Below are 19,868 nucleotides of genomic sequence, written 5' to 3'. Positions count from 1 at the left end.
GGGTATGGCCGTCGCCAGTCCGCTGCTCTCACCGGGTGCGGTTCAGGAGGAAGCCCGGCGGTCGGCCACGGCCCACGAGGCGAGGGCGACGGCCCCGGCGACGCCGAAGACGGCGGGCCAGGCGCCCACCTTCTTGGACAGTGGATGGGACCCGGCGAAGGCGGCGACGTACGCGACGGTCAGCGCCCCGGCGGCCTTCCCGCCGGCCTGCTGCCGCCACTGCCGCGCGGCAGTGGCCCCTGCCACGGCCAGTACGACCCCGCCGAGCTGCCGCTTCTTGCTCCAGCGGGCCACCCCGTACCCACCGACAAGCCCACTCGCGGCCACCACCGCGGCCGGAACCTTCACCATCACTGCCTCCGCTGCTACGTGTCTCGGACGAACCGAGGCTAGCCCGCCACGTCCGCGGCCCGACGCGCGGCCGCCCGTTCCCTGGCCCCCGCGGGTTAGGGTCCAGCCGTGACTGGTCCTGGACAGCGCCCCTTGCTCTTCCTCGACGTCGACGGACCGCTCATCCCGTTCGGACCGCCGCCGCCCGAGCATCCCGACGGGCATCCGACCTACTGGATGGCTCCCGAACCACCCGGCGCCGGTTCGAACCCCCTTCTGCCCAGGATCAATCCCGGGCACGGTCCCCGCTTGGCGGCGCTACCGTGCGAGCCGGTCTGGGCCACGACCTGGATGACCGACGCGAACGAGGTCATCGCTCCGTGGCTTGGGCTGCCGGAGCTGCCGGTGGTGATCTGGCCGGAGGGATCGGACACCGACGGGGAGGACGAGCGAGCCGGGCGGCACTCTGGGTTGCACTGGAAAACCCGCCACCTCGTCGAGTGGGCGGCGGGCCGCCCCTTCGTCTGGGTAGACGACGAGATCACCGAGCCGGATCGGGCGTGGGTGTCCGCACACCATCGGGGTCGGGCAATGCTCCATCGCGTCGACCCGAGGCGGGGGGTCACCGACGCGGACTACGCCCTTGTCGCTGAGTGGCTCGCTCGCGGCGAGTAGCCGCGCGAGGAATCCGCGAGCCGATCCCTCCCTCGCGATCGTGGATGACCGCACCTAAGAAGTGCAACCATCAGGTTGCACCTGAGGAACTGATGTGCAACTCTTTGGTTGCACCCAATGTCGGTTGTCGACGTCGAAGGAGACCCTCATGAGCGAGGACCGGATCGAGCGCGAGACCCTGATCGCGGCGCCCCTGGAGCGGGTGTGGTCGTTGGTGGCCCAACCCGGGTTCTGGGTGGCAGACAAGGCGAGCCTGCCCGGCACCGTGGCCAGGGAGGGCGAGTCGATGGTGGCGAAGAACCCCGAGCACGGCGACTTCCCGATTCGCGTGGAGAAAGTCGAGCCGCCGACGTACCTGGCGTACCGCTGGACCAGCGCGTTCCCCGGAGAAGAGCTGAGCGAGAGCAACAGCACCCTCGTGGAGTTCACCCTGAGCCAGGAAGGCGACCAGACGCGGCTCCGCGTCGTCGAGAGCGGGTTCGCGGAGCTGGCCGGGTCCGAGGAACTGCGCAGCCAGAACCTGAAGGACCACAGCGGAGGCTGGCCCCTGGAGCTCGACGCTCTCAAGACGCGCGCCGAACAGCCTTCCACGTGACGGAAGAACGTCCCGCCGCCGATGCCGTCGACAGCGTCCTCGGCGCGCTGGCCGACCCGACGCGGCGTCAACTGCTCGACCTGCTCGCCGCACAGGGTGAGGCCACCGCGACGACACTCGCCGAACGGCTTCCCGTCTCGCGGCAAGCGGTGGTCAAGCACCTCGCCGTCCTGGACGCCGCAGGGCTGGTTTCCGGCGGCCGGGTCGGACGCGAGGTGCGGTACGCGGTGCGGCCCGCGGCACTGAACGCGACAGCGCGGTGGATGGTCGGCCTCGCAGCCGACTGGGACCGGCGGCTGGCGAACATCAAGCGAGTCGCCGAGGCGGCGGAATGGGATGGGCCCTCGACACGGCCAGACTGAAAGGCAGCACCTCATGGTCACGGCATCGCTGAGCGGCACCTACGACGGCTTGCCCCCGCAAACGGCCCGTCGGGGCGGGGTGTCCGGCACGAAGATTTCTACCTTGCCGAGACTGAGAATCAGGACGTCGGTTGCCAGGGAACCGCAGGTCCCTCACTCAGCGACAACTCCGCTGACTGGATGAGCCGCTGCCGACCGGTCTCAATCAACGAGGCCACGGCATGTGGCGCACACAGATTCCCCGCGTATCTCGGTGCCACCACCCAATACGTGCCGGGAGGCGTACGCCGGTCAATACGCGGCACTCCCAGGTAGATGCCCCGTCCGAGACAAGGCGCGACCTCCTCGTGAGCCCACACGAGTTCGGCATTCGACAGGATCAAGGCGTAGTACGTCACGCCCACGACCCGGCGGTCATAGACGATGGGTCCACAGAGCAACTGCTCAAGCAGAGACGCTACTTGCGCCGGATGGTCGGTATCGAGGGCGGCATGGACAACATCCATGGGCATCCGCACAGCGGCGAACCGCTTACCAAGAGGAACCAACGCGACTCCATGGGTTGTCCACTCTGTCCACACCTGCGCAGGCACGGGGTGCTCCCAGGTGAGCCACTCGGCAATCGCTCGCTCCGTTGCCTGCTGTGTGTCGGCCACGAGGCCACCTCTCGTCATCAGTGCTTGGCTGGTAGGACTTGGAGTTAGCCTGGACGCAGCATGCGCTCAATTCGAGGACTTCAGAAGGTCCTTAAGGGGACTTCGGTGGGGCCTATTTGACACTCAGGGGTGACAGTAGGTCCTACCTCGGACTTACTCTGAGACGGACAGTGCAATCTCCTCTAGGAGGTGCTCATGCCCCGTCCCACTGGCAACGTCTGTTTGAAGGCCGCTCGCGTGGCAGCCGGCTTCAACTCGCAACAGGACCTGGCCGATGCCTTGTCCAGCGCCGCCAAGCACATCGGCATTCGCGGTCTGTCGATCGGCGTACGTCAGGTCCGGCGTTGGGAGTCGGACAGCCCTCCCTGGCCGCAACCTGACTGCCAGAGGGTCTTGGTCCACCTGCTGGGCCAGAGCATGGAGTCACTTGGGTTTACTCCTCCGTGGGACCCTGACGGGACTCAACCCGACCGGACCCGGCGTGCCCTCGTAGCAGGCAGCGTGGCTGCTGGTGGACTCGCCGCTGTCCCCGGCCATGCCGCTGCCACGACACAACCAGCCACTGCCGGTACGGACTTCGCCGCTGTGACACGTTCGCATCGGCGGCTCTACTGGTCCGTCGCCCCCGCCAAACTGCATCCGGCCGTACTCGCCCACGCGACGCTGGGATGCGGGTTGCTACCGGAGACAACAGGCTCCACTCGCCGTACGGTTGCGACCGCGCTCGCCGAGTCTTATCTCCTCGCGGGACGGATCGACTTCTTCGACCGCCGAGAAGCCAGCAGTGCGGGCGACACATTTCTGTTGGCCCTCCAGGCCGCGGGCGAGGCGGACGATCCGTTGCTAGGCTCGGCGATCATCGCGCACATGGCGTTCATCCCGGGCTGGGCGGGCGATCGCGACGCGGCGCTGGAGCGGATGATCGCTGCACGTACATACGCCCGTCGTGCGCCCGCTTCGGCGGAGTTGCTCGCCTGGCTCGACGCTGTGGAAGCGGAGTGCGAGACACGGTGTGGCGATGCTCGCACTGCCCTACACCTGATCGGACATGCCGAGGACATCCTCGCCACCGGAAACGAGTACCCGTCGCCCGAGTGGATGGACTGGTTCTCCCCAGCCCGACTGGCGGCGTTCAAGGGCAACACGCAATTGGTCGCCGGACACCTTCCTCAGGCGCGCGACACCTTGCTCGGCGTCTTGGACGAAATGCCGCCGAGCGAGGATAAGCAGCGAAGTGTCGTGTTCGGCGACCTGGCCGCTGTCGAGGCCGCTTCTGGGAATCCTGAGCAGGCGTGTGGGTATGCAGGACAAGCGCTCGATCAACTGATGCTTACGTGGTACGCCACTGGCATGGATCGAGTACGCGAGGTGAGGCGTGTGCTCGCGCCACACCAGCAGGAGCGTTGCGTACGGGACCTGGACGATCGGCTCTATGGATGGACGACGACGGTCAGTGCCCTGAGCCGTTGAAGTTGAGGATGAGACCAGACAGTTCGAGGAGAGTGCCGACACGAAACGTCGGAAGCTCCCGAGCTTCCGAACTGTTCCACTGGATCGTGGCCCAAGGACCACGGCGTACGAGCGCCGTGTGTATCCCCGCCTCAACAGCGGGGCGGATGTCGTTGTCGCACCGGTCCCCAACGTAAAGGATCTCGTCGCTGTCGAAGGGCACCACAGCGGCTACACGCTTGAAGAACTCCGGATCGGGCTTGCTGGCACCCCAGTCGTCCGACGTCCCGATCAGATCCACGTCATGGGAGAACAGGGAGCGGAGAATGCGCCCGGCTCGCACTGTTTGATTCCCCGCGATGCCGAGCCACAGTCCATCGGCACGAAGTTGAGTGAGAGCCGGCCGGACGTCCTCATACAGATCGTCCTCCCCGAACGACTCGGGCTGCCCGGCAGCGGCCCGCCTCTCTCGCTCCTCATGGAGATCGAAGCCGGGACTGAACTCCTGAAAAGTCTCCCGGTAGTCGCGCCCTTGAGCGACGACAGCACCGAACATCGCGTGAAAGGTGTGCCGGGGCACGCCTAGCCAGTCGGCCCAGGTCCCGTACTCACGAGTCTCGTCCACCAGACACTCACCGACGTCGAAGACCACTGCGCGAATCATGAGTGCAGGGTAGCGAGCCGCCGGACAGCGTCACTCCTTCAGCAAACCCTGGCCCGCTGCCCTGTGGGACTTTATTCCTGGCGGAGCCCAAAGAAGTGGCATCGCTACGGCGTGCTCTGAAGGCCCACTTGGGGATTTGGGGCTTGCATGAGTTGATGGACGCGGCCCAGCTCTGTCTGAGTGAGCTCGTCGCCAACGTGATCAACCACGTCGACGCTGGTATCCCGACGACCTTCGCCGTCTCCATGAACGACACTCACCTGCGAATTGAAGTACACGACCCTGACCCGCGTGCCTTGCCAACGCCTCTCAGCGCGAATGCCGACGCTGAATCGGAACGGGGCACGGCACTCGTGGACGCCATCGCCGACCGCTGGGGTGTTCAACTCTCTTCGCTGAGCGAAGGTGACGTGGTGCGAGCTCTCCACGTGCCTGGCCACACCCATTGGACAAGGTGGAGGCTCCCGAGTAACGAGAACTGAGGAACTGTTCGACCTCTACAGCGCACCCGCGCCAGCACGCTCATCCGGGGCCAAGCCGACTGAGTGTGGCCACGCCGGAGGGCATCGTGGTCGACGTGATCGCCGATCTCCTGCACTGGCTCCGGGCACACGGCGGCGACGCGCACGAGGCACTCGACCGAGCCCAGATGCGCTTCGAGGCCGAAAGGTTTGCCGTCGGGGTTCATGATGAGACGTTACCCGGTTGCGATGGCCAGACGTCCGCCGGAACCTTGTGCTTCAGTTTGCACAGAAGGGTATGGTGACGTGCTTTGCTTGCGCGAGGCCGTACGATAACCCTTGGCATAGTTCGCTGCAGGGGGTACTGATCGCGCGAAGTGGCGAACCCGTGGTAATTAACGATCAGGCACAGACTCGACCTGTTGCTTGAGTAGGTCAATTACCATCCTTATCCGAGCGAAGCCGTCGCGATTCACCGCGTCCGCACTATCGACGCTGGACAACACCTCAATGTGATCGAAGCCAGCGTCTATGAGTTGGTCCGCGTGGGCGTGAAAGATCTCAGCGGCGTCCGCAGAGAGAATCGATGTGGATCCGCGCGAGGCGGACCAAGGGGATGCGTCGGTGCTCATCCCGCGCAAGAGGCTGGCCAAGTCCACGACGCAAGCGACCCAAGGCTTCCGTGGTCCTGATCGGTCGCCTAGAAGCTCTCGCATCATGGATTGACCAGTGGAGCCGACTGAATCTGTGGCCAGATCATTGAAAGGCTTGATCGGATCGTAGATCCACACAGCGGCGACCACGGTGCCTTGTCGCACTACCGTCACATCCCACGCGGAACCCGACCCCGATCCCCCTGTGTGAACTGCGAACGACTCCGAAAGTGACTCAACCAACGCGGTGACGAGATAGGGGCGGATGCGCTCGCGATTGGTGGCACCTTCCAAGGGTAGAGGGGCTGTCTTTGCGATCTCAGTAATCTCGCCGACGGACTCCGGACCAACCTCCACTTGAAGCAGTCGGCCGGCGATGCGCAGCAGATCCTGGGGTTGGAGCATGAACAACTGGGTCCCCGCCCGCTCACGCAGTTCTTGGATAAGCTCGAGCCGGGGTCCGCGCGTGATGTTCTGGAACTTTCGCCACCAATCCTCTTTCACATCGCCGGTAACGAGGAGAACATCGGTTCTGCGAACTACCGCCTCTCGCAAGGTTTGCTCCCAGACCAGATAGTCCCCCGCTCCTCGGTGATCCGGTTTTCCAGCGTCCTTGTATCCAGGCGGAACTTCATTGGTGATTCGCGCATCGGCTTCCTGTAGCGCGTTCGCGTAGTCCTCCGGAGGAAGGGCGGGCCCTACCTTGAGGACCGGGACGAGTCGCTGGAGAACCGGGTCCTCGTTAGTGTCGCGTGCTCGTCCTAGATGATCGTCCTCCACCAAACTACTGATGGCTTCCCGCACAGTGGTGATGGCCTCAGTGTGTAGCTTACGGATCTCGGCCTGGCGCTCCGACGGTAGGCCTACGCTGCGTGCCCAGTTAGTGATCGCATGGTCGATCGCACGGGTGGGTTTCTCCAACTGCTCGAGTGCCTCCTTCGTGCTCTGGCGTCGATTGACTAAAGTCTGCTCTCGGTTTCGCCAGAACTCATCCGCCGCTTGATGCGGGATCCAAAGACAGGGCGAGAGGCGCTCCAAGACTTGGATTAGGTCAACGCGAGTGCGTACCTCGTAACGGTAGAGATTGAGTAGAACATTCGTGTCCAGTACCACAAGCCCACTTGTGAGTACCGCTCGATAGTCCTCGTCCGAAGGTGAGAGGTACCCTTCGAATCCGTCGGTCAGGCCCTTGGAGGGTACTCCGATCGGCTCTTCGCCCGCTGTCACAGCCCATTCCTCAGCGTTCGCAGTGGTGCTCCGTGAGCACAATCCTCTCCGAGGAATACCCGTAACTGCCTCGGGTCCATCAAGTCGATCACTCTTGGCGGCTCTTCATACAGCCCCGGGGCTATTCGTGGCCCGTTCATGCTCCCGCACCATCCCTACACGTCGTCCGTGTGATCACTAGCCGGGCGGTTAGGTGTAGTTCCGCCCGTCAAGGCGGTGAAGTCGCCACGGACCGCTTGGATCACGCGTTGGCTTGCCTCCGCAGGATCTTCATGCTCCCAGATCCTGATGACGGTCCAACCAGCCTGCGATAGCAGGTGGTTAGTCTCAATATCCCTTTCACGGTTGCCATTGATCTTCTCTGTCCAGAAGTCCGCGTTTCTAGACGCTGGGCGATAGTGTTCTGGGCACCCATGCCAATAGCATCCGTCGACGAAGACAGCTATGCGGGATTTGATGAATACCAGATCGGCAGTGCGGCGGAGCTCGGGGAGGGGACGTACCGATACCCGGTATCGCAGACCCTCTGCGTACAAGAGTGATCGCAAGCGCAGTTCGGGTTTGGTGTCCTTGCCTCGGTTTCCCTTCATCGACGCGCGTATCGAGGGTGAGCCAGCCCACGAGCCCAGAGCTGTCGGCTCAGCAGTAAGGAGGCCTTTCGCCGCAGCCATCCGCCATGCGACCGCCAGGTTCGCGGCACGGGTGTCCTCGTCTACCTGACCCAAGTAGACGGCAGGGGACTTCCCTTGGTCAGACCACCGCAGGTAGGCACGAATCCGCCGAGTACTTGGCAGGACCTTCAATTCCACAGAGGCCCTGGCGAGCCGTCCGTCAGCGAGAGACAAGAAACGCTGGCTCCTGCCGCCAGCGGCTCGATCCTGCTCAGCGGCCAGAGAGTTCCGGTTCCTACCCGGGCGCCCCTTCCACGCACGGGCGGACGGTGGCTTGTCATTCCAAAGTCCCTGTTTGTGGTTGGGCGTCACGATCATTCACCGTCCTTCCTGCTTCGAGGCCTTCTCTAGGGCGGCCAAGACCGCTTTGGCGAACACCTCGCCAAGAAGCACAGGAACGGCATTGCCGAGTTGACGCATTTTCTCGCCGCGGGGGCCGACCAGTTGCCAGTCGTCGGGGAAGGTCATCACGCGGGCGGTTTCTCGAACGGTCATGTAACGGTGCTTGTAGCGCAACCCTCCGGGGGCCTCCTCGTCCCGTACACGCTCGTCAAGGAGCAGCACCGATTCGCCACCAGGAACGCCGTGAACACCCGCCTTCACCGTCTTCGCCGGCCGGTCGAGCTCATTAGGGGTGTGCCCCGGATAGATCCGAGCTCCCGGCCATCCGATGTGGTCGGTGTAGCCCCCTAGATTGCGTTCCACGGTGTCCAACTGATGGTCCGGGATGTCGGGCAGCACGTTGCCATCCGCGCACTCGCCCGCCAGTGCGTCTCGCAAGGTTCGCCAGGGTTTCTTCCCGTCCGGGAGGGCAAGTGGGGCACGCAGTCCGCTAATTACGCGTTCCTTCACGTGGTCGGGAATCGCGCGCTCACGGATCCGCTCGTGCCGTCGCCAGTACTCCCCGTCCTGATCGCCATCAGGTAGCAGGGATCGAATAAGGGCGTCCTCGGAGTACTCGGTGGCTTCAACGGAAGCGACGAACTGCTTCATGTCCACCTTGAGGTCCGCACGGAAGGCGACGATGATGACGCGGTGCCGAATCTGGGGGACGCCGTAGTCTGCGGCGTTCACCTTGATCCACTCAACGTCGTACCGCTCATGGGGGGCGACGCTCCCATCCGCGATGCGGCGCGCCAGTTCACGCGCGTGATGCCGCCAGTCCTCTTCACCGCGTACCACCGTCGGTAGCCGCATCCCGTCCAGGATGTACTGGAAGTAGGGATCAAACGACTTCCGCAGCAATCCACGGACGTTCTCGCAGATCACAGCCTTGGGCTGGATCTCACGCATGGCGCGGATCATCTGAGGGAACATGTTCCGCTTGTCCTCGTCGCCCTTGGCGACGCCCCCTAGGCTGAACGGCTGGCAAGGCGGGCCCCCCGCCAGGACATCCACCTCAAGCCCGGCCTCCTCCTTGGCCCTGGCGAGGTATGAGAAGTCCACCCCCTGGATGTCGCCCGACACCAACGGCGGCCGGTCACCAGGGGTGGGGATCGGCGGGTCACCTTGAGTAGGAGCGAGTGCAGCACGATTTGCGAGCAAGGTCTCGCATGCCCGAGGGGCGAACTCGTTGAACAGAAGGGGCCGAAACCCGGCGCGATGGACGGCCATGGCGAGCCCGCCGCCGCCAGCGAACAGCTCCACGGCGGTGCGGTCGACCAACGGTTCCTCTACCTGTTCATGCATGAGAAAAACCATACCGCGGAATTGTTGATCATGAGCCTATTCGGGAGAACCCAAGTTCCTTGAGTGAGTACTGTGTCGTGACCTGTAAGAGGGTGTCTCGCGGTGGAGAAGGGAACAATGGTGGGCAAGCACGCGGCGGAGTTCAAGTTGAGCATCACCAAGGCGCTCGGTGATCAGCTGGCCCTGGCGTTGGAAACGCTGACGCCGATCCCGCTGACCCCGGACGCCCTTGGGGCGTTGGACGCCTCCCCGGGCGTCTACCAGCTCTACCTGGGCGGAGCGCTGGTCTATGTCGGGAAGGCCGACCGCTCCCTCCCACAGCGCCTTGAGAAGCACCTCCGTAAGCTCTCCAGTCGCAGCGGCATGGACATAGCGGACGTAACGTTCAGCTGTCTCTATGTAGAGGAGGACTTCTCCGCCGTCGCGCCGGAGCGACTGTTGATCAGTCGCCACAAGGGCTTGGGCGAAGTCCCTTGGAACTACAACGGTTTCGGGAACAACGACCCCGGCAAGCGCCGTGACAGGACGCTGGTCGAAGGAGATCACTTCGACCGCCTGTTCCCGATCGACCTGGACTGGACGCTTCCCGGCATCCCCCAAGGCCGATCCTCTCTAGCACAGTTGCTCGTCTGGACGAAGGGGGCTCTGCCGTACCTGTTCCGTTACCAGGACTCGCCCTCGTTCGCCGATATCGTCGTCGAAGTCCCGACCGGCACCGGCGATGCGGACCAGCTCCTCGCGGTGATCTCTGGAGCACTGCCCGACGGCTGGCGCATCACAGCGCTGCCCGGGTACGTGATCATGTATCCCGAGGAGGGCGACTACCCAAGCGCCCTGCGCTACTACCAAGCCGGGCAATCCGTCGAGCCCCGCTCCCTCCGGGTGTCGAGGGCCGACGGCTGAGATCGAATCTTCTGCCCACACGTGGCCAGTGCCGCACTACTGTGGACTTGGCGTCAGGCCAGATGAAGAAGGCGGTTAGTGCTCCGCCTCGCCCACTGGCGTGGTAAGGGAACAGCGTCCGCCAAGTTCAACCAAGCGAACGTCGGGTCGGGAGAGCGGGAACACTTCGTGGGCGACAGTCAATACATCAATGTCCAGCCGCACCCGCGGATTCTTGGTGTGCTGGGCGACATTGAGTTCTCCCACTGGCAGTGCATCGCGGAACTCGTCGACAACTGCTTCGATGAGTTCCGATCCGCAGGCGACCAGACGATCACTCCCACCGTATCTATCGTGCTTCCCGCCGCGAACACCCCCCGCTCGACAGCTGCGATCACGGTCAAGGACAACGGACGGGGCATGGGGCTGGAGGCGGTCACAAACGCCATCAGTGCGGGCTGGTCCAGCAACGGTCGACACGGATCGCTCGGACTATTCGGTATGGGTTTCAACATCAGCACCGCACGCCTCGGCCGCCAGACGTCCATCCGTACTAGTCGCGCGGGTGACGCTCACTGGGTTGAGGTGGTCCTCGACCTTCCCCGCATTTCTCGCTCCTCGGACTACCTGGCCCCATACCGGCTGGTCCCCAAGGCCGACGCGAACGAGCACGGCACAACAGTCACCATCAGCGACCTAAAAACTGAGCAGTTCGACTCGTTGCGGCGTCCACAGACCCAGAAGATTATCCGTGAGAAGCTCGGCGATATCTATAGCTATCTTCTTCACGAGCGCGGATATCTGCTTACCATCAACCGGACGAAGGTCTCACCCCGCCTGCCTTGTGTCTGGAACGAGGCGCGGTATGTGACACGTTCCGGCGTGGGAATTCCGGCGCTGCTAAGGATCGAGAAGACCCTCAGCGAGAAGCAGGTCTGCATGGATTGCGGGTACTGGAGCCGCGTGGATGCGCAGGTCTGCGAGGAGTGCGGACAGCCGAGACTCAAGCCCAGTGAGCGAAGGATCTGGGGATGGCTTGGTGTTCAGAGGTACGTGCATAGCACGGACTACGGAGTGGACTTCATTCGTAATGGCAGGAAGATCCTTCTCAAGGATAAGAAGGTATTTTACTGGCAGGACGACGACGAACTCGCCGAGCCTGAGCTGGAGTACCCCATTGACAGCAAGAAGCCTATGGGGCGTTTGGTGGGAGAGATCCACTGCGATCACGTGGCTCCGAACTACCAGAAGACCGCATTCGAGTTCGATACGCACGAGTGGCGCCAGGTACTCCGTGAGGTGCGAGGGAATTCCCCTCTGCGTCCCGTGATCGCCAGGCGGCTAGGACTGCCTGAGAATACCAGTCCTCTCGCGCGGCTCTATGTTGGTTTCCGTCGGCAGGACGCGGGGCTGAACTACCTGATTCCGGGAGACGGCACTCGGGCTCTGCATGAGAGAGCCGTTGAGTGGGCCGATTACTTTCGCAAAGGTGAGCTGGCTTACCAGACCGACGAGATCTGGTATCAGGCCGCCTACCAGCACGACAATCCCGTCCTCCCGACTCCCCGCCCCGAGAGCGAGAACATCCTCCCCGGCCTTGAGGCTGCAATGTTTGAAGAGGAGGGCTCTTCTGCGGTTAACCCAGCCTCTGAGGAACGAGCGCCCGAGCCACCCGAGGAGACACTCGAGCAGCGTCTTGCGAGATATAGGGCCAACGCGGAGCCAGTCTTTGACTTGACAGGTGGCTATTCCGTTCCGGAGCTAGGCACCATCGAGCTCTCCGTGTGGGCCGTCCGAGGGCAACGACTCCACAACAAGGAGCGAGTGGAAGCGCCCATCGTCGCGATCATGCAGCGAGCGCCCCGTCTCGAAGTCTTCATCGATGTCGATGATCCGCTTTTCAAAGAGCAGGGATCGGACACGCGCGACCTCGCGCTAATTGAAGTCGCCGAGTTCATGCGAGTGCGGGCCAGGAGTGTTTCGACGCCACTGACCTCTATTGTCTCCCGCTTGAAGAGTCAGAGTGGAACCGCGCCGTTGACACCCGCCGCGATGGCGGATGAGGCCGAACGTATTCTCGACGAGGTCCGATCGGGACTTGTGGTACCCGTCTCGGAAAGCCCTCGTCGCCACTGGGATACGCTGACATCGGCCGAACGCTCCGTCGCCGAGCGTCGGTTCGCGGTCGAGTCTGTTCCCGGTTCCAGCTGGGAGGAGAACATCTTCAACGGGAATTTTGTACGCTACGTCCCAGCGAGCGCGGTCGTACGCTTGATCTCAGTCGCGCCCGAGGCATTCCTAGATGGACGCCTTTTTAAGCGGACGTACGCGGCACTTACCGACGCGATGGCACGAGAGCTCGTAGTCGAACGCTTGGTCAATCCCCTGAGTGATCTCGCGCTCCTGGAACAACATCGGCCTCGCCTCGATCCGGAGGAACTCGCGCGCATCCGTTTCAGCTGTCGGCTCATTAGCCGCGACTTGGTCGACAGCGCCTAGTCGGAAGGAACCTCATGGCCGGCTTCCTCTCCCGGGGGCCGTTGCTCGACGCCGGACCCTTGCAGTTTCCCCGCCAGATCGAGCGACTCCTGTGGCACCTTGGTTTCACCTCCGTCGTCAACATTGACGGCCCTGGCGATGGGGGCGGAGACATCCTAGCCAAGCTCAAAGGCCAGGATTGGGTGTTTCAGTGCAAGTGGAAGCGGCAGGGTGCCATCGGCGCCGCAGCCGTAGACGAGGTCGCACGCGCGCGTGACAGCTATCGTGCTTACCATGCGGTTGTCGTCACCAATGCCCGCTTTAGCCCGGACGCCCGCCAACGCGTCATGAATCTCACCCGTGTTGGCCCTCCCATCCTGCTGTGGGGAGGCAGCGATCTCGACGCGAGCTTTGATCGCGTGCCGGATCGTTTTGGGGAACTTGTTCTGCGACCGTACCAGGAAGACGCGGTGCGAGCCCTCGATGTAGATCTTGATACAACTGGTCGGGCTTTGCTCGTCCTTGCGACCGGGCTCGGGAAGACAGTCGTTGGCGGCGAGGTCATCGCCAAGCACCTGCGATCTCATCCGACGGACCAGGTACTTGTCATCGCCCACTCGAGAGAGCTCGTTCAGCAATTGGAGCGAGCCCTTTGGCGACATCTTCCGAAGCGAGTCCGTACTCGCACTTTGACGGGGGACTCGAAGCCCGACGATCTCATCGGTCTAACCTGCGCGACCCCCGCCTCCGCACTAAATGCGGTTCGCTTCGGTTTCCGCCCAGGTCTGCTGATGGTCGACGAGGCACACCACATCGGGGCCGACGGACAGTATGACGAGCTATTGGAACGGCTCGTCGAGTCCCGTCAGTTCGGCGTCACGGCTACACCGTGGCGTGGAGATGCGCATGACATCACTGAGCAACTTGGGCCGCCCAGCTTCACTCTGGGGATCGAGGAAGGCATGAGGCGCGGCTATCTCGCCCAGGTCGACTACCGGCTCTTCGTCGACGATATCGACTGGGATACTGTTCGGGAGGCGAGTGCCCACAGTTACGGCCTTTCCGAACTCAATGGACGCTTGTTCCTGCCTCAGCGCGACGAGGCCATCCGTGACGAACTCGCCTCCGCCTGGGCCAAGATCCAAAGACCCAGGGCCCTTGTCTTCTGTCGTACTATCGAGCACGCTGAGCGACTCGCGGACTTGTTGCGGCGCACACCCTTGTGGTCCGGCGCGTTCGCCGTCCACGCTGGCCTGAGTAAACGGGAGCGGCAACGAAGGCTGCTGGCCTTCCGCTCCGGTGATATTCCAGTCCTCGTGGCCGTCGACATCCTTAACGAAGGCGTCGATGTCCCAGACGTCAATATTCTGTGCTTCGCGCGGGTCACCCACTCCAGGCGGATCTTCGTCCAGCAGCTCGGGCGAGGACTTCGCCTGCGTGAAGGCAAGGATCGGGTGACAGTGCTCGACTTTGTAAGTGACCTTCGACGAATCGCGGCGGCCCTGAACCTCCGACGTTCCTTGGAGGGCGGTGGTGAGATGGAGACCATCTCCCGCGCCTCACACTCGAGTATCACGTTCAGTGATCAGAGGGTTGCTGGGCTTATGGATGAATGGGTCAAAGACGCCGCCAGCCTGGAAACCGCGTACGACGACTATCGATTGCAGTTTCCCGCGAACATCGTCTCTCTGGAGTGAATCTATGCCTCGTCTCGCGCTTCCGGAATCGCTGCGGGAGCAGCTTATCCTCGAAATCTACAAGCAGGCGGAGGAGATGGACTGGGAGCTTATGAGTAATACTCACAAAACTGCTCAGTATCGTAAATGGATTGAAGACGAGTGCGTGGGTGGCGTTCTCCTAAACTTCGCACCAGAGAAAGATGTGCGAGTTTGGATCAAGGATGTTCCTATGAAGGAATATGCGCGATCCCTGGAAGGTATCGGGGGATATGTGCGCTTTGTATCGCATCGATTCCGGGGAGCCGAAGAGATTGTTCGAGTCGGCTTGAGTAACGGCTGGACAGTAGTTGCGGATAGCGTCGACGAGAAGCCAAATCACTGTTACGCGACTAACGGTCACTCGAAGCGTTATGTCTGCTGGGGGAGACCGGATAGAGTCAGCGACCTTGTTTGGGCTTCTTTGCATATAGCGGTACACGATAAGGAGAGGCCGATGATAGTAGTCACCACACGTGACGGGCTCGATACGTCTGCGGCCGAGCGCACGCTTCAGGAGCGGATCGCTCGGCACTGCGGAATCGACCTTAGGCACTTGCATCGAACATTGGTCCCTAATCCCGACTACATCGGATGACAGGCGTCCGCGGCGGCTCTATATGGGAGACCGCGCAAGATGTCTATGGAATCGCTGCTCTGTAGAGTCCAACTCGCAGAAAGCCTGGATGGATGTGGGTTTAGGACCTTCCGGGAGGGCTCGAGTCCGGGGCCAACTAGCGGGCGGGCCGCGGAGCTTCCGTGGTGGTCGGAGGAGGACTGGGTTTGGGGGCATCCGCCTCGTTCTCCGTCGAGCTTATGTAGACGAGTGCGATCACCGCGACGCATGTGAAGACGAAGCCGAAGAAGATGAGTCGCTGCTTCTGCATTACCGCTACTCGGCCCTTGGAGTCACTCGCAATGATCTGATACTTGGTCATGCGGTGCTGGAAGAATCTGTTGATCGAATCCTGGGGGAGGTTTTTTACCACCCTGGCTAGGGCGAGCATCACGCAGGCGGCAACTGAGGGGAAGGCGATTTCCGGAGGTGCGCTATCAAAAAGGTGGGAGAACACGGTTTGCTGACCTTTTTCGCTGCGGTCGGCGAGACGAGAGTGACATCATCGGCGGTTCCTTCGCAAGGGATGCGGGGTAGTCGACGCCGGGTGAGAGCCGGACCTGCGGGCCGTCAAAAGGGGCGCAGGAACTAGCAATGCCCGAGGTGCCTAGAACGCTGTTCTCGTCTGTGTCACAGCTATAAGGGTCTGCGGGTACACGTCTGGAGCAGCGCGTGCTCAGGTCAAGTCGATGGATTGTTACCTCCCCTTGCGAGGGGAAGGCGCCGGCTTACCGTCGAGTTACGCTTCGATGCGATTCTCGGCCTTGCGGCTCTTGTTCCAGGCGGTCGCGACGAGGCGATACGCAGTGGTCACTCGAGATCCCGTGCCGCTGTTGTTGAAGCCGCCGCGGGATGACTGGCTCAGGATCTCTGACCGCCACTTGGCCGCCGTGCCCATGGCTAGAATCTTTTTGGCGAGTTCCGTGTCGTCTACAAGATCGCCCCATCGGCCAAGGAACATGCCAATGCCACCAAGGAGCATGCCGTCCCAGGTCTCCGCTGAACGGCCCCAAGCTTCTTCGGCGACCGTGAGCGTGCGGTCGAAAATAGGTGTTCCGTAGCGGTCCACGATCTGAAGCACGCCGGATACGGCGCCCACGCCGTTGGTAGACGTTGACCCGAGGGCTAGCCCGTGTTTGTCCAGGATCCTGTCTGTGTCAACGAAAAGGGGAACTCCGCCGGTGAGGCCCACGTGGTACTCATCGATGGGGCGCGGCTTGTGGGATTCACGATTCTTTATCAGGAAAAGAATCGCTTCTTGAGCCTGCGTGAGGCCGTGGTGCACTTCGGCCATGATGGTTGGTTTACCGGCCAGTGCACATGCACGCCAACGATGCTGTCCGTCAACAATGTAAAGGTCACCGTCTGAGCGCTCCGACACGATTACTGAGCCGATAGCCTCACGAACCAAGTTCGCGGCGATGTTTTGGGCGCGTTTCTCATTAAGAGTGCGCTGCGCTTGCGGGTCGATATTAAGGTTCTTGATCGAAACCTCGACCCCGTAGTCCACTTTATGCTCGGGGAGCTCGAAGGTGTACCGGGCTTTAGGCATGGATGTGCCCTTCAGCGCCACGGCAGGGGGATTATTCGGCTAGGCCGGGATTTGGGATGTGGCGCGGCGAACAGAAAATCATATGAGTCGACTTTCGTGCAAGTCCCTTCGGCCTCCGTGGGGTTCAAGGAGTGCGAGGAGCCACACCCGCCACCCGGTGTCATCAGGCGCCTGAGCACAGCAGCAACCAGCAGTTGCGGCTCCTGCGGCTGCCCCTCCTACCGTCGCCCAGGTAATGACGAGCAGCCGCAACTCGGTGGGCGAGCAGGTCAGTCGGTCGCCCCGTGACACTCCCCGTAAGTCCGTCCCGACCCGCACCAGCACTCCGCCCCCCGTTGCGGCGGCCAAGCCACCGCCAAGCCCCTCGCCGCCAGCGTCGTCGCGTACTGCGGCAACAGCGTCGCGTCCGTCGGGGAGGACGCCTCGGATGCTGCGAAGGCCTCGTAGGAGGGGACGGTGCCGGTGACGATGCCGAGGTTCGGGGTGCCGGAGGCCGCGAGTTCTCGGAGGGACGCCTCTATGGTCGCGAGGTGGTCCTCGTGGGACGGGTACTCCGAGGTGAGGGAGGGGTACGCCGTCAGGAGTTCGGTCAGTTCGGGGGCGGACCAGTGGAGGACCGCGACCGGGAACGGGCGGGAGAGGGCGGCTCGGTGGGTGTCCAGTTCGGCGCGTAGGCGGGAGATCTCCGCCTGGAGTTCCGCCGGGTTGTCCGAGCCCAGGGACCAGACCCGCTTCGGGTCGTGCAGCTCGTCCAGGGAGACGGGGGACGAGTGCAGGGTGTCCGCCAGGAGGTCCCAGTCGTCGTGGGACGCGCCCAGCATGCGGCGGACCCGGTGGCGGCCGAAGAGGACGGGGTGGGTGGCGTACGGGGGTTCGGTCACGTCGGTGAGCAGGAGCGTGGCCGCCTGCGTGAACGTTTCCTGGGCCGCTTCCAGCTCGTCGTGGGACTCCAGGGACTCCGCGACGATCACCCAGGGGGCCGGGTCGCGGGGGGACGCGGCGCGGACTCCGTCGATGATCGCGCGGGCCTCCGCCTCGTGGCCGTACTCCCAGAGGTTGGAGGCCTTCAGGGCTCGTACCAGGTGGGGGTTTTCCAGGGAGCTCGCGGAGGACAGCAGGCGGTCGTAGAGGGCGGTGGCTCCGGGGCGTTCGCCGGCCAGCTCGAGGTGGGCCGCGGCCTGCACGAGCAGGTGTTCGGCGTCCTCGGGATAGAGGCCGGCGGTACGTTCCAGGCGGGCTGCTTCGCCGGTGTGGTCGACGTTCTCGGCAGGCGTGTCGGGGCGCATGGTGGACACCGTACTGCCGTCGGCCCGCGAACGAGAGGGATCCGCAGGCCAGAGGCGGGAGGAGGGGAGAGGATCACACGGCTCGGGCGGAGCGGATCCGCGCGGGCGCACGCCGGTTCACGCGGTCGCACGCGGACCCGCCCGGACTCACGGCCTCACACCACCACCCCGTCGATCTGCAGCGTCTGCACCGCCCCCGCCGCGAACGGCACGCTCACGGACTTCCCGCTCAGGTACGTGTCCGAGCGGGCCGTGTAGAGGTCGCCGCTGCCCGAGGTCGCCGTGTTCCAGCGGGGGACCAGGCCGCCCGTACCGCCGGTCACCGTCGTGTAGCGGGAGAGGTCGAAGGTCAGGGTCTGGGCGGAGGTGGACTTGTTGGCCGCGACGATCACCAGGCGTCTCGCCGCCGCGTCGTAGGCCGCCGTCGCGTAATCCACCCCCGTGTTCACGATCTTCATGCCGGGGCGGATGTGTCGGCTGAACTGCGCCAGCACGTAGTACTTCGTCTGCACGGCGCCCGGCTGGAGGGTGCTCGCGTCGTACGCGATCGTCGCCCAGCCCGACGACGGGTCCATGACCTGCCAGTAGACCCAGGCCGTCGGGTGCAGCCAGCGGAGGTCCAGGAGCAGGTTGCTCGCCAGGGTGAGGCCGGTGGCGTCGCCGTCGCCGTACTCGGAGTTCCACAGGCTCTTGCCGGACGTCGTGACGGCGTCCGTGTAGAGGAGGTCACGACGGCCGCCCGAACCCTGGTAGCCGTGTACGTTGACGCGGTTGACCAGGGCCTTCGTCGTCGAGCTGAACGAGCCCCAGGTCGTGCGTGCCAGGTCGTAGCTCGTCTCGTCCGACGCCGAGATCTTCGTGGCTGTCAGGCCTCGCTTGTCCAACTCGCTTCGCAGGTAGGGGAGTACGGCTGACTGGACGGCGGCGTCCATGTGGCAGCCCTCCTGGGTGCCGGTGGCGGTCCACCAACTGGAGGACGGCTCGTTGAAGGGGTCCACCGTCGCGAAGTTCACGCCCCAGTTCGACTTCGCGTACAGGGCGACGGCCGCCAGGTGGGAGGCGTGCTGGCGGTAGTTCCAGGTCTGGAGGTTGTTGCCGCCGCCGGACGCTCCCGACGGGTTGTGGTTCGCACACATCCACCACATCGGCGAGTTGGCGAACAGCTCGCTCACGGCGCCCCGTTGGGTGGCTTTCACCAGCGCGGCCCGCTGTGCCGCGTCGGCCGTCCAGTCCCAGGCGGCGGACGTCGGGTCCTCGTTGTTCCAGTCCTGCCAGAAGCCCTCGATCTGCTTGAAGCCGGGGATGTTGGCGGAGGCGACCATGGACTCGCCGTTCACGCTGTTCCAGCTGCACGCGCCGAGGTTGTAGCGGGCGATGTTCAGGCCCAGGCCGGGCAGTGTCCTGCCGCTGTACGCCACCGACTTGGTGGTGAAGAAGATGTCGGCGAAGTCGTCCCGGGCGCCGAACACGTTCGCCCACCAGGCCAGCGATGTACCCCAGCCCTCCCAAGTCCCGTACGTCGTCGCCGGGGTGACGGCGATGGTCGCGTCCGCGTGCGCGGTGCCCGTCGCCAGGGCGCCGCCGGCGACCGCGCCGCCCGCCGCGGCCAGCAGTGTTCTGCGTCGGATCATGGCTTTTCCGTCCGTCCCGCCCAACTGCCGGTCGTCCCACCGGCGTTGGGCTGTCGCGGCCTGCTCCGGCCTGTCCCGCTGATGCCATCAGGAAGCATCGAGGGTGTCGCGTGAGGTTGTCGAGGGTTGTGACACCCCTTTCTAAAACCGCTGTATGAAGCCGTCGGAGGGAAGCGGGGAAAAGCGGAGAGGAGCGGCGGGCATGCCGAGTCATGAACCTTTGCGGGGCTGGTGACTTGGCGGCGCACCCCTTATCGTGCGTGCCGCCACGGCGAA

19 protein-coding genes are annotated in these 19,868 nt (G+C 63.6%); 9 read left to right on the top strand and 10 right to left on the bottom strand.

All coding sequences use genetic code 11. From position 1 onward, the window contains the following. Window positions 1-42: 42 nt before the first annotated feature. Window positions 43-351: a hypothetical protein gene (locus ACIBLC_RS07600; RefSeq protein ID WP_399209812.1), complete on the bottom strand. Its 309-nt coding sequence runs from the start codon at window positions 349-351 to the stop codon at window positions 43-45. Between the two features lie 108 nt (window positions 352-459). Between ACIBLC_RS07600 and ACIBLC_RS07595 the strand changes: the two genes are divergently transcribed. The 3 genes from ACIBLC_RS07595 (at window position 460) to ACIBLC_RS07585 (ending at window position 1,962) form a co-directional block, all read left to right on the top strand. Then, window positions 460-1,005 carry an HAD domain-containing protein gene (locus ACIBLC_RS07595; RefSeq protein ID WP_399209811.1) on the top strand — a complete coding sequence of 182 codons (546 nt, stop codon included), beginning with the start codon at window positions 460-462 and terminating at the stop codon, window positions 1,003-1,005. A 148-nt stretch (window positions 1,006-1,153) separates the two neighbouring features. Beyond that, window positions 1,154-1,600 (top strand): SRPBCC domain-containing protein, encoded by a 447-nt coding sequence (locus ACIBLC_RS07590; protein ID WP_399209810.1) that lies wholly within the window; start codon window positions 1,154-1,156, stop codon window positions 1,598-1,600. After that, a complete protein-coding gene (locus ACIBLC_RS07585; protein ID WP_399209809.1) occupies window positions 1,597-1,962 on the top strand; it encodes an ArsR/SmtB family transcription factor in 366 nt (121 codons plus the stop codon). The genes ACIBLC_RS07590 and ACIBLC_RS07585 overlap by 4 nt, the downstream gene beginning before the upstream one ends. A gap of 119 nt (window positions 1,963-2,081) precedes the next feature. On the opposite strand, the gene ACIBLC_RS07580 is transcribed toward ACIBLC_RS07585, so the two are convergent. Next, window positions 2,082-2,618 carry a hypothetical protein gene (locus tag ACIBLC_RS07580; protein WP_399209808.1) on the bottom strand — a complete coding sequence of 179 codons (537 nt, stop codon included), beginning with the start codon at window positions 2,616-2,618 and terminating at the stop codon, window positions 2,082-2,084. Between the two features lie 195 nt (window positions 2,619-2,813). On the opposite strand from ACIBLC_RS07580, the gene ACIBLC_RS07575 reads away from it, so the two are divergent. After that, the gene (locus tag ACIBLC_RS07575) at window positions 2,814-4,088 is read left to right on the top strand and encodes a transcriptional regulator (protein WP_399209807.1); all 1,275 of its coding nucleotides are present in this window, start codon (window positions 2,814-2,816) and stop codon (window positions 4,086-4,088) included. On the opposite strand, the gene ACIBLC_RS07570 is transcribed toward ACIBLC_RS07575, so the two are convergent. Next, on the bottom strand, window positions 4,069-4,731 hold the full coding sequence (locus tag ACIBLC_RS07570) for an HAD family hydrolase (protein WP_399209806.1): 663 nt from the start codon (window positions 4,729-4,731) through the stop codon (window positions 4,069-4,071). The two genes, ACIBLC_RS07575 and ACIBLC_RS07570, sit on opposite strands and share 20 nt — an antisense overlap. Before the next feature lie 2 nt (window positions 4,732-4,733). Here ACIBLC_RS07570 and ACIBLC_RS07565 point away from each other — a divergent pair, with 2 nt between their 5' ends. Then, window positions 4,734-5,213 (top strand): ATP-binding protein, encoded by a 480-nt coding sequence (locus tag ACIBLC_RS07565; RefSeq protein WP_399209805.1) that lies wholly within the window; start codon window positions 4,734-4,736, stop codon window positions 5,211-5,213. A gap of 374 nt (window positions 5,214-5,587) precedes the next feature. On the opposite strand, the gene ACIBLC_RS07560 is transcribed toward ACIBLC_RS07565, so the two are convergent. The 3 genes from ACIBLC_RS07560 to ACIBLC_RS07550 form a co-directional block, all read right to left on the bottom strand. Further along, window positions 5,588-7,072: a PIN-like domain-containing protein gene (locus ACIBLC_RS07560; protein ID WP_399209804.1), complete on the bottom strand. Its 1,485-nt coding sequence runs from the start codon at window positions 7,070-7,072 to the stop codon at window positions 5,588-5,590. A gap of 155 nt (window positions 7,073-7,227) precedes the next feature. Next, the gene (locus tag ACIBLC_RS07555) at window positions 7,228-7,662 is read right to left on the bottom strand and encodes a very short patch repair endonuclease (protein WP_399209803.1); all 435 of its coding nucleotides are present in this window, start codon (window positions 7,660-7,662) and stop codon (window positions 7,228-7,230) included. Between the two features lie 399 nt (window positions 7,663-8,061). Further along, entirely contained in the window at window positions 8,062-9,432 is a 1,371-nt protein-coding gene (locus tag ACIBLC_RS07550) for a DNA cytosine methyltransferase (RefSeq protein WP_399209802.1), read from the bottom strand. 102 nt (window positions 9,433-9,534) lie between these two features. Here ACIBLC_RS07550 and ACIBLC_RS07545 point away from each other — a divergent pair, with 102 nt between their 5' ends. The 4 genes from ACIBLC_RS07545 to ACIBLC_RS07530 all read left to right on the top strand — a co-directional run bounded on the left by ACIBLC_RS07545 (window position 9,535) and on the right by ACIBLC_RS07530 (window position 15,105). After that, the gene (locus ACIBLC_RS07545; protein ID WP_399209801.1) at window positions 9,535-10,335 is read left to right on the top strand and encodes an Eco29kI family restriction endonuclease; all 801 of its coding nucleotides are present in this window, start codon (window positions 9,535-9,537) and stop codon (window positions 10,333-10,335) included. A gap of 78 nt (window positions 10,336-10,413) precedes the next feature. After that, window positions 10,414-12,813, top strand: a complete 2,400-nt coding sequence (locus ACIBLC_RS07540; RefSeq protein ID WP_399209800.1) for an ATP-binding protein — start codon at window positions 10,414-10,416, stop codon at window positions 12,811-12,813. Window positions 12,814-12,827: 14 nt separating this feature from the next. After that, window positions 12,828-14,489, top strand: a complete 1,662-nt coding sequence (locus tag ACIBLC_RS07535) for a DEAD/DEAH box helicase family protein (RefSeq protein WP_399209799.1) — start codon at window positions 12,828-12,830, stop codon at window positions 14,487-14,489. A gap of 4 nt (window positions 14,490-14,493) precedes the next feature. Beyond that, complete coding sequence (locus tag ACIBLC_RS07530) at window positions 14,494-15,105, top strand: hypothetical protein (RefSeq protein WP_399209798.1); 612 nt, start codon at window positions 14,494-14,496, stop codon at window positions 15,103-15,105. 136 nt (window positions 15,106-15,241) lie between these two features. Here the strand turns inward: ACIBLC_RS07530 and ACIBLC_RS07525 are convergent, their stop codons facing one another. From ACIBLC_RS07525 to ACIBLC_RS07510, 4 genes are all read right to left on the bottom strand, one after another. Further along, the gene (locus ACIBLC_RS07525) at window positions 15,242-15,580 is read right to left on the bottom strand and encodes a hypothetical protein (RefSeq protein ID WP_399209797.1); all 339 of its coding nucleotides are present in this window, start codon (window positions 15,578-15,580) and stop codon (window positions 15,242-15,244) included. Between the two features lie 282 nt (window positions 15,581-15,862). Next, entirely contained in the window at window positions 15,863-16,696 is an 834-nt protein-coding gene (locus ACIBLC_RS07520; protein WP_399209796.1) for a DUF6551 family protein, read from the bottom strand. 248 nt (window positions 16,697-16,944) lie between these two features. Continuing rightward, the gene (locus ACIBLC_RS07515; RefSeq protein WP_399209795.1) at window positions 16,945-17,961 is read right to left on the bottom strand and encodes an SEC-C domain-containing protein; all 1,017 of its coding nucleotides are present in this window, start codon (window positions 17,959-17,961) and stop codon (window positions 16,945-16,947) included. Window positions 17,962-18,116: 155 nt separating this feature from the next. Then, window positions 18,117-19,592: a beta-1,6-galactanase gene (locus ACIBLC_RS07510; protein ID WP_399209794.1), complete on the bottom strand. Its 1,476-nt coding sequence runs from the start codon at window positions 19,590-19,592 to the stop codon at window positions 18,117-18,119. Between the last annotated feature and the right edge of the window lie 276 nt (window positions 19,593-19,868).

This window comes from Streptomyces sp. NPDC050535, assembly GCF_044457665.1.
Classification (GTDB): domain Bacteria; phylum Actinomycetota; class Actinomycetes; order Streptomycetales; family Streptomycetaceae; genus Streptomyces.
Note: the sequence above shows the minus strand (reverse complement) of the source record. Positions and strands in the feature narration are given on the sequence as shown.

Excerpts from the sequence above, each read along its gene's own strand:
- ACIBLC_RS07575 (WP_399209807.1), top strand. The coding sequence starts at position 2,814 with ATGCCCCGTCCCACTGGCAACGTCTGTTTGAAGGCCGCTCGCGTGGCA.
- ACIBLC_RS07570 (WP_399209806.1), bottom strand. The coding sequence starts at position 4,731 with ATGATTCGCGCAGTGGTCTTCGACGTCGGTGAGTGTCTGGTGGACGAG.
- ACIBLC_RS07535 (WP_399209799.1), top strand. The coding sequence starts at position 12,828 with ATGGCCGGCTTCCTCTCCCGGGGGCCGTTGCTCGACGCCGGACCCTTG.
- ACIBLC_RS07510 (WP_399209794.1), bottom strand. The coding sequence starts at position 19,592 with ATGATCCGACGCAGAACACTGCTGGCCGCGGCGGGCGGCGCGGTCGCC.
- ACIBLC_RS07550 (WP_399209802.1), bottom strand. The coding sequence starts at position 9,432 with ATGCATGAACAGGTAGAGGAACCGTTGGTCGACCGCACCGCCGTGGAG.
- ACIBLC_RS07555 (WP_399209803.1), bottom strand. The coding sequence starts at position 7,662 with ATGAAGGGAAACCGAGGCAAGGACACCAAACCCGAACTGCGCTTGCGA.
- ACIBLC_RS07515 (WP_399209795.1), bottom strand. The coding sequence starts at position 17,961 with ATGCGCCCCGACACGCCTGCCGAGAACGTCGACCACACCGGCGAAGCA.
- ACIBLC_RS07530 (WP_399209798.1), top strand. The coding sequence starts at position 14,494 with ATGCCTCGTCTCGCGCTTCCGGAATCGCTGCGGGAGCAGCTTATCCTC.
- ACIBLC_RS07590 (WP_399209810.1), top strand. The coding sequence starts at position 1,154 with ATGAGCGAGGACCGGATCGAGCGCGAGACCCTGATCGCGGCGCCCCTG.
- ACIBLC_RS07600 (WP_399209812.1), bottom strand. The coding sequence starts at position 351 with ATGGTGAAGGTTCCGGCCGCGGTGGTGGCCGCGAGTGGGCTTGTCGGT.